Annotated in this window: 16 protein-coding genes; 12 read left to right on the forward strand and 4 right to left on the reverse strand. The window is 35.4% G+C overall.

Translation table 11 applies throughout. The features are described 5' to 3' along the window. Positions 1-95: 95 nt before the first annotated feature. Both H8R24_RS10480 and H8R24_RS10485 read right to left on the reverse strand, forming a co-directional pair. Positions 96-1,445 (reverse strand): sensor histidine kinase, encoded by a 1,350-nt coding sequence (locus H8R24_RS10480; protein WP_187018794.1) that lies wholly within the window; start codon positions 1,443-1,445, stop codon positions 96-98. Next, entirely contained in the window at positions 1,445-2,794 is a 1,350-nt protein-coding gene (locus H8R24_RS10485; RefSeq protein WP_187018824.1) for a sigma-54-dependent transcriptional regulator, read from the reverse strand. The genes H8R24_RS10480 and H8R24_RS10485 overlap by 1 nt, the downstream gene beginning before the upstream one ends. 215 nt (positions 2,795-3,009) lie before the next feature. On the opposite strand from H8R24_RS10485, the gene H8R24_RS10490 reads away from it, so the two are divergent. The 12 genes from H8R24_RS10490 (at position 3,010) to H8R24_RS10545 (ending at position 15,960) form a co-directional block, all read left to right on the forward strand. Beyond that, the gene (locus tag H8R24_RS10490; RefSeq protein ID WP_317173676.1) at positions 3,010-4,191 is read left to right on the forward strand and encodes an efflux RND transporter periplasmic adaptor subunit; all 1,182 of its coding nucleotides are present in this window, start codon (positions 3,010-3,012) and stop codon (positions 4,189-4,191) included. Positions 4,192-4,371: 180 nt separating this feature from the next. After that, positions 4,372-5,073, forward strand: a complete 702-nt coding sequence (locus H8R24_RS10495) for an ABC transporter ATP-binding protein (protein ID WP_187018790.1) — start codon at positions 4,372-4,374, stop codon at positions 5,071-5,073. A gap of 117 nt (positions 5,074-5,190) precedes the next feature. Continuing rightward, entirely contained in the window at positions 5,191-7,620 is a 2,430-nt protein-coding gene (locus H8R24_RS10500) for an ABC transporter permease (protein WP_187018788.1), read from the forward strand. Positions 7,621-7,830: 210 nt separating this feature from the next. Further along, positions 7,831-8,958, forward strand: coding sequence for an Mrp/NBP35 family ATP-binding protein (locus tag H8R24_RS10505; RefSeq protein WP_187018787.1), 1,128 nt, complete (start codon positions 7,831-7,833; stop codon positions 8,956-8,958). A 73-nt stretch (positions 8,959-9,031) separates the two neighbouring features. Next, positions 9,032-9,271: a NifU family protein gene (locus H8R24_RS10510; protein WP_187018785.1), complete on the forward strand. Its 240-nt coding sequence runs from the start codon at positions 9,032-9,034 to the stop codon at positions 9,269-9,271. A gap of 154 nt (positions 9,272-9,425) precedes the next feature. Continuing rightward, positions 9,426-9,743 carry a 2Fe-2S iron-sulfur cluster-binding family protein gene (locus H8R24_RS10515; RefSeq protein WP_187018783.1) on the forward strand — a complete coding sequence of 106 codons (318 nt, stop codon included), beginning with the start codon at positions 9,426-9,428 and terminating at the stop codon, positions 9,741-9,743. Positions 9,744-9,834: 91 nt separating this feature from the next. Next, positions 9,835-10,197 carry an S-adenosylmethionine decarboxylase family protein gene (locus tag H8R24_RS10520; protein ID WP_187018781.1) on the forward strand — a complete coding sequence of 121 codons (363 nt, stop codon included), beginning with the start codon at positions 9,835-9,837 and terminating at the stop codon, positions 10,195-10,197. Between the two features lie 3 nt (positions 10,198-10,200). Then, entirely contained in the window at positions 10,201-11,409 is a 1,209-nt protein-coding gene (locus H8R24_RS10525) for a DUF4178 domain-containing protein (protein ID WP_187018780.1), read from the forward strand. A 219-nt stretch (positions 11,410-11,628) separates the two neighbouring features. Next, the gene (locus H8R24_RS10530) at positions 11,629-11,844 is read left to right on the forward strand and encodes a DUF350 domain-containing protein (protein WP_187018778.1); all 216 of its coding nucleotides are present in this window, start codon (positions 11,629-11,631) and stop codon (positions 11,842-11,844) included. Beyond that, complete coding sequence (locus H8R24_RS10535) at positions 11,837-13,354, forward strand: polyamine aminopropyltransferase (RefSeq protein WP_187018776.1); 1,518 nt, start codon at positions 11,837-11,839, stop codon at positions 13,352-13,354. Before H8R24_RS10530 ends, H8R24_RS10535 begins: the two co-directional genes overlap by 8 nt. Then, positions 13,332-14,960 (forward strand): flavin monoamine oxidase family protein, encoded by a 1,629-nt coding sequence (locus H8R24_RS10540; RefSeq protein WP_187018774.1) that lies wholly within the window; start codon positions 13,332-13,334, stop codon positions 14,958-14,960. The genes H8R24_RS10535 and H8R24_RS10540 overlap by 23 nt, the downstream gene beginning before the upstream one ends. Further along, complete coding sequence (locus tag H8R24_RS10545; RefSeq protein WP_187018772.1) at positions 14,938-15,960, forward strand: hypothetical protein; 1,023 nt, start codon at positions 14,938-14,940, stop codon at positions 15,958-15,960. Before H8R24_RS10540 ends, H8R24_RS10545 begins: the two co-directional genes overlap by 23 nt. On the opposite strand, the gene H8R24_RS10550 is transcribed toward H8R24_RS10545, so the two are convergent. Together H8R24_RS10550 and H8R24_RS10555 are read right to left on the reverse strand one after the other, a co-directional pair. Further along, a complete protein-coding gene (locus H8R24_RS10550) occupies positions 15,947-16,633 on the reverse strand; it encodes an SGNH/GDSL hydrolase family protein (protein ID WP_225877618.1) in 687 nt (228 codons plus the stop codon). The two genes, H8R24_RS10545 and H8R24_RS10550, sit on opposite strands and share 14 nt — an antisense overlap. An 84-nt stretch (positions 16,634-16,717) precedes the next feature. Then, positions 16,718-17,500, reverse strand: coding sequence for a DUF3050 domain-containing protein (locus H8R24_RS10555; protein ID WP_187018768.1), 783 nt, complete (start codon positions 17,498-17,500; stop codon positions 16,718-16,720). Between the last annotated feature and the right edge of the window lie 82 nt (positions 17,501-17,582).

Here is a 17,582-nt window from a genome sequence, read left to right on the forward strand (position 1 = left end):
GATGCGAGAAGCACTATTGCATCTCCTTTGTGATCGATGGTAGAACAATTAGGTTTGTCCAATAATGTACCAATTTTTAGTATAACAAAGTACATTTAATTGCTTCCTTCAATAAAACAGATCGTGAAATGCGTTGCGCCTCCTGCTAGGTCAGCATCAGTTTGATGGCTCAAATAACCGCCGTGTGCTTCTATAATATTTTTCGAAAGCGTAAGTCCAATGCCGGCGCCGTCTTTTCTAGTCGTAAAAAAAGGCAGGAATATTTTGTCTTTAATTTCGTTTTCAATTCCTCCTCCATTGTCTGATATCGTGATGTAAAAACGATTATTTTTTGTTGAAGTAGTTAAATGTATGCTCTTTTCTTGCTTGTTTTTTAAGGCAAAAACGCTATTGGTAATTAAGTTGATAATCAGCTGTTCTATTTGATTTTTGTCAATGTCAAGTATTTTATTTTTTGCTATGTCGTTGATGATGACTATGTTTTCGGATGCGAAAAGGGGCGACATCATTTTAAGACAATCTTCAAACAGCAAATGGATTGGTGTTGGTTTTTTGTTTGGAGTAGGAAGCGCAGCCAGCTTTCGATAATTCTCTACAAAAAACTGCAAATGATCACTTCGGTTTATAATGGTCGAAATGCTGCTTTTGATATCTTCAAAATCTTCGGCTTCTAAATGTTCTTGATCTACAATTTGTAGTAAATTTTGCGAAAGCGATCGAATAGGTGTCAAGGAATTCATTAATTCATGAGAGATGATTTTCATCAAATTAATCCAGGCTTCTTTTTCTTTTTTCTCAATGACACGTTGGATGCTGTCCAATAGGATGATAAAGTACTCTTTGTTAAACGATTTTGTCAACGAAGTTTGTAACATAAATGTCTGCGCTTCTTGTTGCTCGATTTTGATGTTAATGCTCGTCTTTAATTCGTTAAAACCAGTATTTTCAATTTCTTGACAAAGTGACGGCAGGTAATTTTTAAGATAGTCCCAATTAGTCACTTTCGGTACGCTGAAAAGGGTGGAAAAACAATCGTTCATCAAGAAAATAGTCCAGCTGTCATTTTCTTTTTCTAAAATTAAAACAGCGGTATCAATATTGTTTATTATCGAACGGTAGATTAATTCTTTTGAACTGAGGTCGTGTTGTTTCTCTTTCAAAGTGTCATATAAAAGGCATAAGTTTTTATAATCCCCTTCTTTGTAGGCGGCTGGGAAACTAGCAGAAAAATCATTATTAAGTATCGAAAGTAGGGTTTTGTCGTAAAAAGTCAATTTGTTTTTGATGTACGAATACATTTCGGCACAGATCAAAATAGCAAATAGCATTATTAAAATTCCACTATACAAATAACCGTTTCCAAATAGGTAAAGTGAAAAAGCGAGTGTTATAATGACAATAAAAACTCTTGCAAAAAGAGCATTGTAAAATTTCCAGCTATTCATTAGTCGTTGTTTTTAATGTCGAATTTTTCAAGTCTACGGTACAATGAGGCTCGGGATAAACCCAATTCTTCGGCGGTTTTACTAATGTTGCCGTTATTTTTAAAAAGAGCTCTTTCGATAGCATTTTTTTCCATTTCTAATAACGGATATTCCTCAGCGGTTTCACTATATTCAAAGCTGAGTAGGTCTAAATCAGTTAGCGAAATCGTATTGTCATCGGACATGATCAATGCCCTCTCAATCTTATTTTCTAGTTCTCTAATGTTTCCTTTCCAAGGATAACGTATCATATATTCGGCCACGTTGGTGTCAAAAATGACTTCGCTTTGATTGTATTTTTCGCCTAACTGCTTTAGAAGGAATTGCGCCATGGGTACAATATCGTCTTTTCGCTCGCGCAAAGGAGGCAGGTTTATTTCCATGGTATTAATGCGATACAGCAAGTCTTCTCGGAAAGTTTTGTTTTCGACCTCACTTTTAATGTCACTGTTGGTTGCTGATATAATTCTTACATTTAGTGGTCTCGGTTTGCTTTCTCCTAATCGGGTGACTTTTTTTGTTTGTAAAACATTTAGTAGTTTTGATTGCAAATGCAAAGGTATATTGCCTATTTCGTCTAGAAAAATGGTGCCATTATTAGCTATTTCAAATCGTCCCGGAGTATCGGTTTTGGCATCGGTAAAAGCGCCTTTGGCATAGCCAAAAAGTTCGCTTTCAAATAAATTTTCGCTTAACGAACCCAAATCAATATGAATGAATGGTTTGTCTTTTCGATTAGAATGTTGATGAATATGCTCGGCAAAGACAAATTTACCTGTTCCGTTTTCTCCTAAAATAAGGACGTTGGCATCTGTTTTTGCTACTTTTTCAGCAATAGAATACGCCTGTTTTATTTTTTGAGAATTCCCAATAAAATGTTTTTTAGGAACGGTTTCCGAGTTCGATGTTCGACTGAGTTTTCGACTTTCCACAACGGCTTTGTCTATAGTTGAGAGTAATGTGTCGTTATCCCAAGGTTTTAATATATAATCAAAAGCGCCCATTTTCATGCCTTCTACGGCTGTTTCTATTTTGCCAAAAGCGGTCATTAATAGTACGACTGTTTTTGGAGATAAAATTTTTATTTCTTTCAGCCAATGAATGCCTTCGCGTCCATCTTCAAAACCAATGCGGTAGTTCATGTCCAATAGAACAACATCAATTTGATTTTCGCCAAGAATTGTAATTATTTTTTTTGGGTCATTTGTTGTGAAAATTTCCTCAAAATGCTTCTTCAAGATCATTTTTGCCGAAAAAAGAATTTCTTCTTGATCGTCAACAATAAGTATTTTGGCTTGTTTTTTTCGCATCATTATTTGTTTTTGTTCACTTTTGAACAGGGTACTGTCCGTTTTCGAACACTTTATTTTTTTGATTTTTTGCAACCGTGTTGAAAACCATGGGTTTAGGAATTTTAAATCCTTTGGCATGCTTTTGTATGTTGATAACCAGTAAATTATTATAAAAAATGGACAAGGTTATTCCCCGTAAAAATAGAAAATTTAGGTACTTAACAATAGGATTTGTGAGTTTTTTAGTCGCTGGAGCAGTTGTTTATGCTTCGGTATCTAAAAAGCGAAGTCTAAATGTAAAAGCGGATGAACTATTGGTAAAAGAAGTAAGCCAAGAATTTTTTGAAGATTTCATTGTTTTTCAAGCCAAAGTGGAGCCGTTGAATTTGGTATTGGTCAATATTATTGAAGGCGGTTCAGTCAAAGAAATTTTTGTAGAAAATGGCGCTATCGTGACGCAAGGGCAACCGCTAGCACGCATGTACAATCCGAATACAGAATTGAATTACCTGACGCAGGAAACCGCAATCATTGAGCAAATCAATAATTTGAATACCGGAAAACTTAATATTAGAAACCAAGAATTGAACTTAACGAAAGATCTTGCGTTAATAGAACATGATTACAATGATGCGAAGAGGGTATATGATATGAATTCAAAATTATTTGAAAAAGATATTATCTCCAGAAACGACTGGAATTTAATAAAGGAAAGTCTGCGTTTTCAAGAAGAACGTAAAAGCAATATTCGGACTAGTATTCAAAAGGAGAAACAAACCAATCAGGTACAGATTTCGCAGATTAATCGTTCGATTCATACGATGGAAATGAGTCTGGATATTCTAAGGAGCAATAAAAAAAACTTCTTGATTACGGCACCAGTTTCAGGAAGATTAACTTCATTTGAACCTATTTTAGGAAAAACATTTCAAGCCGGAGAAAGTATTGGTAGAATTGATTCTCGCGAAGGCTACAAGTTGAGTGCGCAAGTGGATGAATTTTACTTGGAGAAAATTCGTGTGGGTTTAAAAGGACAGATTGAATATAAGGGGAGGACAGTAAGCGTATCTGTTGCAAAAGTGATTCCAGAGGTTAAAAGTGGTCGTTTTCAAGTGGAATTGCTTTTTGATTCTAAAGAAGATTTGGCACTGCAAGATGGATTGAGCTTTGGGATAAAACTTATTTTATCTGAAAAGAATAAAATTTTAGTAATTCCAAAAGGAAGTTTCAATCAAGAAACCGCTGGAAAGTGGCTGTTTGTTGTCAATGGAAGTAGAGCAGTAAGAAGAAATATAAAATTAGGCAGAGAAAATCCCTCTTATTATGAAGTGTTAGAAGGATTGAAACAGGGCGAGAAAGTAATAACATCGTCTTATGCGGACTATAAAGAAGTCGAAGAGCTAAATATACAATAGAAATAGCGTGCAGCTGTATTAAGGTCTTATGCTAATAGTAAGTGTAATCTAGTCTGATTTTTGTCATGTCGAGCGGAGTCGAGATATACAAGTTGTTTTCGACTCCTGTGGAAATAACCATTAGACGGTTTTGTAAATAGGAATAATATTAAATCAAAAAACTTAAAAAACTATAAAAGGATGATAACAATTCAAAACCTAACCAAGATCTTCAGAACAGAAGAGTTAGAAACTTCCGCTTTAAGCGGCATCAATTTACAAATCAATGAAGGAGATTTTCTTTCTATTATGGGGCCTTCGGGTTGCGGAAAATCAACATTGCTCAATATTGTTGGGCTATTGGATAGTGCTTCAGGCGGTAGTTATACCTTGTTGAACCAAGAAATGATTGGACTAAAAGAAAAAGAACGTTCGAGTGTTCGTAAGGAAAACATCGGATTTATTTTTCAAAATTTTAACCTTATCGACGAGCTTTCGGTTTATGATAATATCGAGTTGCCTTTAATTTACAATAAAGTAAAGGCTTCGGAAAGAAAAGTAAAAGTAGAAGCAATTGCCGAAAAATTAAATATTGCGCATCGATTAAAACATTATCCTCAACAGCTTTCTGGTGGACAGCAACAACGTGTGGCTGTGGCTAGAGCGCTGATAAACGATCCTAAAATCATTTTGGCCGATGAGCCTACAGGAAATTTGGACAGTAAAACGGGAAATGAAGTAATGGAGTTGCTAACTGATTTACATGCTAAAGGTGCAACGATCTTGATGGTTACCCATTCTGATTATGATGCGTCATTTTCTCAAAGAACCATTCTTATGAAAGATGGCGTTGTTTTCTCTGAAAAAATGAATCAAAGAAATGTAGATGTTTTTACAATATAATCATCATGATACTTTTAATACTGTCAATTATCCAATTCGTTTTTGAGTTGCTTGACAACCTTCTTTTTCAATAAATTACGATTTCAATCATCAATCAAAATCAACAAATCAAAAATTATGTTATACAACTGGATCAAAATATTTATTTACCATCTCAAGCAAAATAAACTGTTCTCATTTCTCAATGTTTTGGGGTTGAGTATTGGTATTGCGGGATTGGTTTTTGCAACCTTGTATTGGAATAATGAGCATTCTTATGACGTTTGGAATCCAAACAATGAGAATGTGTACCAGGTCTTGAACCAAATGGGGCCGCAGAAAGAAATTTGGGCGTCTAACTCAACTCCTTTTGGACTTGCCTGTAAGGCCACTATTCCGGAAATAGAATCGATTTGCTTTTTCGGCAATAGGTATGATGGGGGGCTTTTAAAATATAAGTCTAAAAAATTGATTGTAAAAAAAGCAGTCATTTCTGATGAAGAGTTTTTTAATATTTTCCCTTTTCCTATTGTCAAGGGGGCAAAAACGGCTATTCTAAAAGAAAAAAATAGTGTCGCTATTTCTGACGCAAGTGCAAAATTGCTATTTAATGAGGAAGATCCTATTGGCAAGTCAGTCAATTTTGAGAATGAATTTTATACAGTAAGAGCAGTTTATAAAATAATACAACCATCGGCAGTAGAACCGGATTATGTATTTAATGGACTAATCAAGGAAGGAGACCGCGAGAGTTGGGGGAACTTCAACTATGGATTGATGATTAAAGTTAAAAAAGACGTTGCTATTGCAGCTGTTGTAAAAAAAATGGAAAAGATCGTTTTTGAGAATATAACGCAAAAAAATGCTAAAGAAAGTGGTCAAACTGTTGCTCAATTTATTAAGGAAAATGGGGAGTCTAAGATTATTCTAGACCAACTAAAAACGGCGCGATTGCAGGGTACAAAAGCATCTATAGGAATTAATTTTCCAGAAGGACAGGGTAATTTACAGTTGGTTTATATAATGATGGGTTTGTCCATCTTGATATTGGTTTTATCCATTGTTAACTATATTAATTTGGCGACAGCCACAGCTATAAAAAGAGCAAAAGAAGTAGGGGTTAGAAAAGTAGTAGGGGCTAGTAAATCATTGATTGTTATGCAATTTATCTTTGAGACGGCTATTGTAATTTCCTTTGCGGTAATTCTTGCATTAGCGATAGTGGAGCTTACATTGCCTTTTTACAATGATTTTTTGAATAAAGATCTAACTTTAAATGGGAGTGATTTTTATGGACAAATCGTATTAATTTTTGTCCTAGTAATTGTTTTTGCAGGGATATTTCCAGCAATTTATATATCGAAATTTGAAACTTTAAAGGTGCTGAAAGGGAATTTCTCTAGAAGTAAAAGCGGAATTTGGATGCGAAATTCAATGTTGGTTTTTCAATTTTCGATAGCTGCTTTTTTTATCATTGGAGCTTTGGTAGTGTACCAGCAAGTAAGTTATATGAGCGATAAAGACCTGGGTTTTAGTGGTGATCAAATTATTCGAATTAGGTTTAGGTATGATGATTGGGAAACCAAATTAAAAAAGTACGAGACGACTAAGCAGGAACTACTCAAGATGTCAGGTGTTCAAGATGTTTCAACATTTGAAGGATCTTTTGGTGATGATACTAATTCTACTTCTGGATTTACCCACAATGGTATTTTTGTTCAGGGACATAATGTGAATATGGATTTTGGTTTTCTGGATATGATGAAAATTAAAATATTGGAAGGAAGGGATTTATCGCCAGAATTTGCTTCAGACACGGTGAGTAATATGTTGATGAATGAAACTTGCGTACGTACATTGAATCTCAAGAAGCCAATAAATACAATTATCACCTCGGGTTGGGGAAATGATAAAGGAATGTTGAAATTTAAAATAGTAGGTGTAGTTAAGGACTTTAACATCACTGGTTTAAAAAATAAGATTCCTCCCATGATTTTTGTAAATCTAAAAACATTAGGATGGAGTAATTTTCATTTTGTATATGTCAAGGTGAATGCTGATGATTTAGCGGGAACACTTGCGGAATTAGAGACCTATTGGAACAAGAATATCAATCAAGATTATCCTTTTGAATACGAATTTGTAGATAAAACGTTTGCCAAAACCTATCTAGAACAACTGAAACAAAAAAACTTGTTTTTTATTCTTAATTTGATTGTGATAGTGATTGCTATTTTTGGGTTATTTGCATTAGCTTCTTTTTCAATGGAGAGAAGATTAAAAGAAATTGCCATTCGTAAAACCCTCGGAGCCGAAACCAATACTTTACTGAAAGAGTTGTCCATACAATATGTGTTCTTTTGTTTAGTTGGTTTTCTAATTGGGATCTTTCCGGCCTATTTGCTATTGCAAAAGTGGCTTGAAGATTTTGCCTTTCGCATCGATATTCCACTATTTCCATTTGTTGTAGCACTATTTAGCTTATTGTTTTTGACTTTATTAGTAGTTTTAGCCAAGGCATATCAAGTAACCAAAATGGATGCTTTGAAGTATTTAAAATACGAATAATCGGTTTTAGTTTTTTTAAGATAAACCCGGCGGCTATTCAAAGCGAGTCGGGTTTTTTTCAGGAATTAGGATAGTAGATTCTCGCATCAATAAATGCAATACAAAATCCTTTAGAATAAGAACTTAATCCTTTATCTTTGTAATCTGAAATCAGTTTAAATAAAGATAATATCGAGGTGCAAATCGCCTTTGGAAAATAATAAACTAACAATGAAATTAGATAGAAAAGTTATCCTGAAAGCTTTAGAAACAATTACTATTGCTGGAGAAGGAAAAAACATGGTAGAGAGTGGAGCAATTGCTAATGTAATCACTTTTGGAGATGAGGTTGTGGTAGATTTACTTTTACATACACCGGCTATGCACATTAAAAAACGCGCCGAAGACGATATCAGAAAAGCAATTCTGGAGTTGGTATCTGCTGAAGCAAAAATAAAAATTAACTCTAAAGTAGAGGTTCCAGACAAGCCTGAAATTAAAGGGAAAGCAATTCCGGGTATTAAAAACATCATTGGTGTCGCTTCTGGAAAAGGGGGAGTAGGAAAATCTACTGTTACTGCAAATCTAGCGGTTTCATTAGCTAAGATGGGATTCTCAGTTGGTATTTTAGATGCTGATATTTACGGACCATCAATGCCAATCATGTTTGATGTGGAAAACGAAAAACCAATTTCGATCAATGTAGACGGAAAATCAAAAATGAAACCCGTAGAAAGTTACGAAGTAAAAATGCTTTCTATAGGATTTTTTACATCACCATCTCAAGCTGTAATCTGGAGAGGACCAATGGCTTCTAAAGCCTTGAACCAAATGATCTTTGATGCCGATTGGGGAGAATTGGATTTCATGTTAATCGATTTACCTCCAGGAACAGGAGATATTCACCTGTCTATCGTGCAATCATTGCCTATTACGGGTGTTGTGATCGTAAGTACACCACAAGCAGTTGCACTTGCCGATGCCAAAAAAGGAGTGTCAATGTTCATGTCTGAAGCGATTAATGTTCCAGTTTTGGGAATTATAGAAAACATGGCGTATTTTACACCAGAGGAATTACCTGAAAATAAATACTACATCTTCGGAAAAGAAGGGGCGAAAGACCTTGCTGCCGATCTAGAAGTTCCTTTCCTTGGAGAAGTTCCTATCGTGCAATCTATCCGTGAAGCGGGTGATTATGGTCGTCCTGCTGCTATGCAAACAGGATCAGTAATCGAGTCTGTTTTCCAAGAAATCACTCGTAATGTAGTGCAAGAAGTGGTGAATAGAAACGAAAACTTACCTGCTACCGAAGCAGTAAAAATCACCACGATGGCCGGATGTTCATCAGTGAAAAAATAAATTGAAATTAGAATCAGTTGAAGCGATGGTTCATCGGTCAATGATCTGGTTTTTCAATCTTTAAAATAAAAAAATGACAACAGAAGAATTAACAATAGAAGTTCAAAAAGCACTCGAAGAAATTAGACCATTTTTGAATTCAGATGGTGGTGATATCACTTTAATCTCCATTGAAGACGACAAACACGTAAAAGTGCGTCTTGAAGGAGCATGCACCAGCTGTAGTGTAAACCAAATGACACTAAAAGCAGGAGTAGAAACAACCATTAAAAAGTTTGCACCACAAATAGAAACCGTTGTCAATATCCTATAAATTTTTTGGGCGTGACCCTTTTAAGCAATAAGGCTACTGTAGTTTGCGCTCATGAGCCTTATTGCTTAAAATCGTCGGGCTATACGCGCTACTTCGGTAGGCTGCTGCTATCCCTCACGCATACCCTACAACACAACTAACTAACTTATAATTAATGGATGTATTAATAAAAATCAAAGATAGAGAAGGAGTCGTGCACGAACTGCAAGCCCCTACTGATATGGCTATGAATATCATGGAATTGTGCAAAGCTTACGAGCTTCCTGTCGAAGGAACTTGTGGCGGTATGGCCATGTGCGCTTCTTGCCAATGTTATGTGCTGAATGATGTTGCCTTGCCAGAAATGGGAGACGACGAAGAGGCCATGTTATCCGAAGCATTCTACGTAAAATCAAATAGTCGTTTGGGCTGTCAAATCCCAATCACCGAAAGTCTCGAAGGACTAGAATTAGAACTAGCTCCCGAAAGTTAATTGAAAGTCCCTTAATTGGGACTTTTTTTTGTACTATAAATACCATACATTCGTAAACTTATAATAAGTGAACCAATTGATTGTTTTTTAGATGGATTTAAATTCTTACTCGCCTGGTTTGCACAAACTAGTAACGCTTCAGGTAGATGCTATCGAGAAATTGAAGGATAGTAAAGGCTTTGTTGCTATTACAAATAAAATTTTAGACAAATACAGTTTAGAGCAAGTAGGAATCAATGTTCATGATTTTGAAAATGATAGTTTTACAATTGCAGTTTGTTTAAAAGAATCGCATATATGCATTCATACTTGGCCGGAATTCAATCAACTGACTTTAGATGTGTATTTGTGTAACTATTTACAAGACAATGCTGCTAAAGTTAGAGCGATTACCCAAGATTATATTGATTATTTTGAAGCCCAAGTATTGAAAAATTTTGAAATAAACCGTTAGTATATGAATGTTCCCTGTTTTAATTGCAACACGACAACAAATCTAGATGTTAATTTTGATGTGAAAACATTTGCTTGCCCTAACTGCGTTACTGTTTATAAACAAACGCGTGACGAAGGGTTGAAATACGCTAATAAATTCAAGCCTTATTCCTTTGATGGCAAACTGAAGTTAGGAAGCATTGGTACATTCGATAATAAACAATACACCATAACAGGATTAATTGTTAAAAGTAATGAAGGTTATGAGTGGGTAGAGTATGTTTTACAAGGCAAAGCTGATGATTATTTGTATTTGTCCGAATCAGCGGGGCACTGGACATTACTGGAACAAATTGATTTTGACAAAAAAGTAGGGAATCACCCTAAAACAATCGACTACGAAAATCAAGTTTTTCATCGTTTTGATTGGTGTTTCCCTAAGATCGAAGCTGCTCAAGGTTTTTTTGACTTTGATATTTTTGATAGCGCGGAACTCATAGAATATATAAAACCTCCCTTAGTGCTTTCCTTTGATAGGCTAGGGAGGGAACAAACAGCCTTTTTAGGAAAGTATATTGAAGCGCGTAAAGTAAAAAAAGCTTTTGGTGTCTCAAGTATTCCTGTTAGGAGAGGAATAGGGATGGCACAGCCGTTTTATCTCAACGTAGGGAACTTAGCCATTACACTTTGTGTTGTGGCTTTGTTGATATTGCTTTCAAATTGGTATTTAAATAAGGATAGAGTAGCTAATGAAGTACTCAATACAGGTCTTGATTATCAAACGTATGCCAATAAGGAGTTCATAAGCCCTTCATTTGTGTTAAGGGGTAGCGCTGCTCCGCTCACGATTTCCTTATATTCTGGGGTCGATAATTCATGGGCTAGTGTACAAGTTGCTTTAGTCAATGAAAAAACCAGCGAAGAGGTATATGCAAGCAAGGATATTGAGTATTATCATGGATATAGCGAAGGTGAGAGTTGGAGTGAAGGATCAAATTCTGAAAGTTTTAATTTATGCGGTGTTCCCGAGGGTAAATATCATTTAGCCATTACACCATCCAAAGCTCCTGAAGATGTAAACACAAAGTCGGTCCAGATTAAAGCAGTATGGAGCAGTCCTTCGATGAGAAATGTTTGGATGATCGTGATTTTTATGGCTGTTGTCATCATGGGAATGTTTTATGCCGATCAATATTTTGAAAATAAAAGATGGGAAGACAGTCGCAATTAATAGTAGAAGTACCAACTTATGAATGATTTTAAACTTTTTATAAAAAACAACTATTTGTCAATTGCTATTGGCTTGTTTTTTTATCTGCTATTCCTGTATTATAACAGTGCGGGAAATAGCTTGTGTGATTGTGAAACCACAGAGAATTATAAACCAGCTCAAACTAATAATGGTGGGCGAACTCATTTTTATCATAAATAACACTTAAATACAAATATCATGGACATAATTTCATTTAAACCTATTTTGAGCTCTTTATTGTTTTCTCTTTTGGGGATTATTATACTGCTAATTGCTTATTTTATTATCGAAAAATTAACTCCAGAGAACACTTGGAAAGAAGTTACTGAGAAAAACAATATTGCTGTAGCAATTGTTCTAGGAGCTTTAATTATTGGGATGTCTATGATTATTAGCGCCGCTATTCATGGGTAAGAAGTTTTTAAAATTTGAATATTTATTGCTATTTGCTGTTTTTACTATTGCAACTTGTGGACTAGTCTATGAGCTTGTGGCAGGAACTCTGGCGAGTTATTTGCTGGGAGATTCAGTCAAGCAGTTTTCTTTTATCATTGGAGTTTACCTGTTTTCAATGGGTATTGGTTCTTATTTTTCTAAGTTTCTTACGAAGAACATGCTCAACACCTTTGTAGAGATTGAAATTTTAGTGGGACTCGTGGGCGGCTTGAGTTCAGTGGTGCTTTTTTTATTGTTTGAAAGTGTGTATTCCTTTCAGTTTGTTTTGTATTTATTTGTTTTTATTACCGGTTGTTTGGTAGGATTAGAGATTCCTCTTTTGATGAATATCTTAAAAGATAAAGTAGCTTTTAGAGATTTAGTTTCTAATGTTTTTACTTTTGATTACATTGGAGCTTTGCTTGCTTCTATATTGTTTCCGCTAGTTTTGGTGCCCAAATTAGGAATTATGGGTACTTCACTTTTTTTCGGAATGATAAACATCAGTATAGCAATAGCGTTGTGTTTTTTGTTGAAAAACGAATTAAAAAAAGTGAATTGGTTGCGTACAAAAGCGATCGTTTCCTTTTTAATTCTTTTGACTGTTTTTATTTTTTCGGGTTCTATTTTGTCCTATTCTGAGGGGAAAATGTACGGAGAGAACATTATTTATTCTAATTCCACACCCTATCAACGCATTGTTTTAACACATAATAAAAGTGATTATCGTTTGTATCTAAACAATAATTTACAATTTAGTTCCACAGATGAATACCGGTACCACGAAGCTTTAGTGCATCCAGTAATGGCAATGGCAAAGAAAGTAGAGCACGTTTTAGTTCTAGGTGGTGGCGATGGGCTAGCGGTTAGAGAAATTCTAAAGTACAACGATGTACAAGATGTTACCTTAGTAGATCTTGACCAAGGGATGACTAAGATGTTTAAAACAAATACGATTCTAACGGGTTTTAATCACAATTCACTCAATAATACTAAGGTTACTGTTTACAATCAAGATGCTTTTGTTTGGGCTAAAAGTTGTAAAAAAAAGTATGATGCCGTGATTATTGATTTTCCAGATCCGTCTAATTATAGCTTAGGTAAGTTGTATTCACTAAATTTTTACGCCACTATAAAATCAATTCTGTCGCCTGATGCTGTTATAGTGGTTCAAACTACTTCGCCTTATTTTGCACCCAAATCTTTTTGGTGTATTAATAAAACCTTAATGGCTGTTTTTCCTCAGGTTGATGCTTATCATGCCTATGTTCCTTCTTTTGGTGAGTGGGGCTATTCTATCGCAATTAATGGTTTTGGTACTACTTTTAATACTGTGAATAGGCAGGTAAAAGGGTTGCGTTTTTATAATTATCAGTTTGATAAATTTAATTATTTTTCTAAGGATATGATTTCAAATGACATTGAAGTCAATCGATTGGATAATCAAATTCTAGTACGATATTTTGATGAGGAGTGGGGAAAATTATAATAATTCAAGACGTCTTTTTTTTAAAGGTATAGCAGCTTCATTACTTGTGATTCCTTTTTTGCAGGCTTGCAAAGAAAAAGTAATTACAATATTGATCAAGTTATCTGGAACAAATCATATTTTGGGACACCGTTTGCGTACCAGAGATTTTCCTACGCCCAGTGCTCAAATTCATATCCCTTATTTAATTGTAGGTGGCGGAATATCAGGTTTGAGTGCGGCAAGACAATTGTCAAAAAGAGGTATTACTGATTTTTTAGTGGTCGAATTAGAAAACCATTTGGGCGGTAACGCATCTAATGGAGAGAATCAATACTCGAAGTATCCTTTGGGCGCGCATTACCTCCCTTTACCTAATAAAAAGGACAAGGAGTTGTTGCAGTTTCTAGTGGAAGAGAAAATTATTGTAGGTTTTGATGCTAAAGGTTTTCCAATATTTGATGAATTGCAGCTCACTTTTGCACCAGACGAACGTTTGTTTTACAAAAACAGTTGGCAAGAAGGATTAGTTCCTAGAAATGGAATTGCGCTGAGTGAAGAGCATGAGTATGTCGATTTTTTTACAAAAATGGATGGGTATCGTTCAGGAAAAGGGAGTGATGGTCGTTATTTTTTTGATATTCCTTTGGGACTTTCGTCCAATGATGAAGCGGTACGCGCTTTGGATGATCGAACCATGAAAGTATGGCTAGAAGAATCTGGTTTTAGTTCGAAACCTCTTTTTGATTATGTAGATTATTGTTGTCGTGACGATTTTGGGTTGGGTATTGCCTATGTTTCTGCTTGGGCCGGAATTCATTATTTTGCCGGAAGGAAGCAAGATAGTGCGCCAGGTTCAAGAGACACTGTTCTTACGTGGCCAGAAGGAAATGCACGATTGGCTTTTCATTTAAAGAAATATACAGCGGGTAAAGTATTGAAAAACCATTTAGTATACGAAGTGAAAACCCAAGGTGATAAAGCATTGGCAACCATCTATGACGCTGGTAACAAGAAGTCTATTGAAGTGATTGCTAATAAAGTGATTATGGCCACTCCACAGTTTGTGAACCAGTATGTTTTTAGTGGAAGGAAGCTGTTTACTAAAGATTTTCATTATGCGCCTTGGCTATTAGCTACCCTGGTGGTTGCTGATTTGGGTGATAATAATAGTTTTTCTTTGTGTTGGGACAATGTAATTCATGGTGCCAAAGGCTTGGGATATGTCTATGATCAGCAACAGTCAGTGTCGCAGGTACAGGCTAAAAAAGTGATTACCTATTATTATAGTTTTTCATCGGCTGATTTAAAGAAAAGTAGAAAAGAGTTGTATCATAAAAAACAAGAACATTGGAAACAGCTTGTATTTGAGGATTTAAATATAGCGCATCCCGGAATTGAGTTAAATACTGAGGAAATCAATATTCATCTTTTGGGTCACGGAATGGTAAGCCCTGTACCTGGATTTATATTCGGACAAGCCAAGAAACAAGCTGCTAAGAGTATTGATGATTGTATTTTCTTTGCACATTCAGATTTGTCTGGAATTTCTATTTTTGAAGAAGCTTTTCATCAAGGAATTAATGTAGTAAACACCATTTTGGATGGAACAACCGTGGATTCATAAAAAAAGTACAGATGGTCTTTTTATTCTTGCGCCTTCTTTTATAGTAGTCGCAATTGTTTTTATTTTTCAAGATGCGATACAAGCTATTGAAAGGTATTATTCATTTTATACATGGCTTTTTTTAATTGTTTTTATCGATGTAGCGCACGTTTATGCTACATTGTTTAAAACCTATTTTGTCCCGTCAGCATTTAAAAAGAGAAAAGCGTTGCTAATTACTTTGCCTATAATTTGTTTTGGTATAGGGATGGTTCTTTTTGCTTTTGGTAGTGCCGTTTTTTGGTCTGTTCTGGCGTATGTGGCTGTTTTTCATTTCATCAGACAACAATATGGTATAATGAGATTGTATTCCCGTAATGAGGGGAAGACTGCTTGGACTAGTGGTTTTGATAATTTGGTTATTTACACCGCTACTGGTTATCCCATGTTGTATTGGTTTTTATCGTCTCCTCGTGAATTCAATTGGTTCACGGAATTTGATTTTTTTAAGTTCGAAAGTATTTTGCTGCTAGAAGTCTTGCGATGGTGTTATGCTTTTGTTGTGGTTATTTATCTCTTTAGAACTGTTTTTATGGCAGTAAAAACCCAGTATTTCAATATTCCGAAACACGCTATTATTATCGGTACTTTTTTGTCTTGGTATGTGGGGATTGTTTATTTTAACAACGATTTGGTTTTTACACTGCTCAATGTAGTATCGCATGGTATTCCGTACATGGCTTTGATTTATCTTAATGAAATTGAAAAAAAGTCTGCTACGGATCTAGGGGTGTTGAATTATGTAAAAGGATTAAAAGGAGTGCTGCTTTTTTTGTTGTTTTTGTTTGCAGTTGCTTTTTTCGAAGAGTACGTTTGGGAAGTTGCAGTGTGGAATGAGAAATTTACAACCCCCTATTTTGCTGTTTCAAATTGGCAATTTATTGTGGTTCCTTTACTCACGGTACCTCAGTTGACCCATTATTTTCTAGATGGCTTTATTTGGAGGTCTAAGGCCGCTTAGTTTGGTTTTTATTTATCCCTTGTAGTTGCACTAAAATACGATCCGCAATCAAGGAATAAGCCTTTTTTGAAGGATGTAAGCCATCGGTTGTAACGAGTTTTGGATTCGTAAGTCCTTGTCTGGTTATATCTGTAATAGTGATGAAATGGATGTTGTGGGCGGTGCAATACGCTTTTGCGAAAGCATTATACCGGTTAATTTCTTCTGTAATCCTTTTCGTCTTGCCTTTTTGTAATCCGTATGGAGTATAGGCATAGTCAGGAATGGAGAGCACGATTAGGTTTGTTTTTTTTGCTTTCGCAAAAGCGATTGCTTTATGAACAAGAGCTGGAAACTCTTGCTGGTATATGTCGAAATCCTTGTTCTGAAATTGATTGTTTACGCCTATTAATAAGGTTACTAGGTCATAATTGCTGTCTGGATTGTGATCATCAATGGCTTTAAGTAGGTTTGTAGTTGTCCAGCCTGTTTGGGCAATGATATCTTTGGTGTAGGCATTGTGCGGATTGTTGGCTTGTAATTGGCTTTGTATTTGGGCAGGGAAGCTGCAAGCCTTGCATACGCTTTGACCAATGGTGTAGCTATCACCAAGTGCTAAATAGCGGAAAGGGACAGTGGTATTGGTTTTTTTTGTGCTGATGCAGCTTGTTATATTCATCAGCGGTAGAATCATAACTAGTATTAGATTTTTTAGTTTCATTAGGCTTGAAGTTTTTCAATTCTAATACTAGTTACGAGATAATGGATCTACTGGTTTTTAGACCATTTCTTCTTTTAAGGCAATGGTTTCTTCGATGGCGTCCCATAAACCTATTCTTTTTTCTAAAGCTAGGATGGATACGGCTTCGATTTCGGCCCATTTTTGAGCGTCTTCACCGCAAAGTTCTGTGATCATTTTCATTGCCATCGGTCCATGCTCATCGGCATCTAGTTCGATATGTCTCTCAAAATAATAGATTAATTTACTTAAGTCTGTATCAGGAAAGTTGGTTTGAAAGTTTTTTAAAATCACAGTAAACATATTCGGAATCAAATCTTCTCTTCCAAAGGTGAACGCGGCAGCAATTTCATGTGGTTTTCCTTCTTCGATTACTCTAAAAGTAAAGTCAAGAAATGCTTTAATTTTTGGATGTAAATTACTGGTTTTAATTGCTACGAAAATGTTTTGTAACGAATGTACTTCGGATAGAAATGTGTCTATTTCGATAGTATTTGCTCCGCAATCTTGCATCGCTTCAATGTACATTTCGTAATGACTTTGTCGGCGTCCGTCGATGGTTAAATCCGATTCTTCAGCAAGAACAATTTCATTGATTAGGTATCGTGTCTCTGGATTTGGCGATGCAAACCAAGGTGTCGTTGTACAAGTTAGCTTAGATTGTAGGGCTTTCAACAAAGACATAAAATCCCATACTGCAAAAACGTGATTTTCTAAAAAGCTATGTAAATCAGTGATTGTTTTTACTTTTTCGTACAGCGGATGTTGTAGCAAAGCCTTTTTTTGAGGGGTGATGGCGTCCTCTATTTGTTGAATAGTCATAAGGGGTTATTTTTTTGTAAATATAAAAAAAGCTTCTTGTTTCCAAGAAGCTTTTGTAATCAATTTTATAAATACTTTAATA

Origin of the sequence: Flavobacterium muglaense (assembly GCF_014305155.1) — a bacterium.
Classification (GTDB): Bacteria; Bacteroidota; Bacteroidia; order Flavobacteriales; family Flavobacteriaceae; genus Flavobacterium; species Flavobacterium muglaense.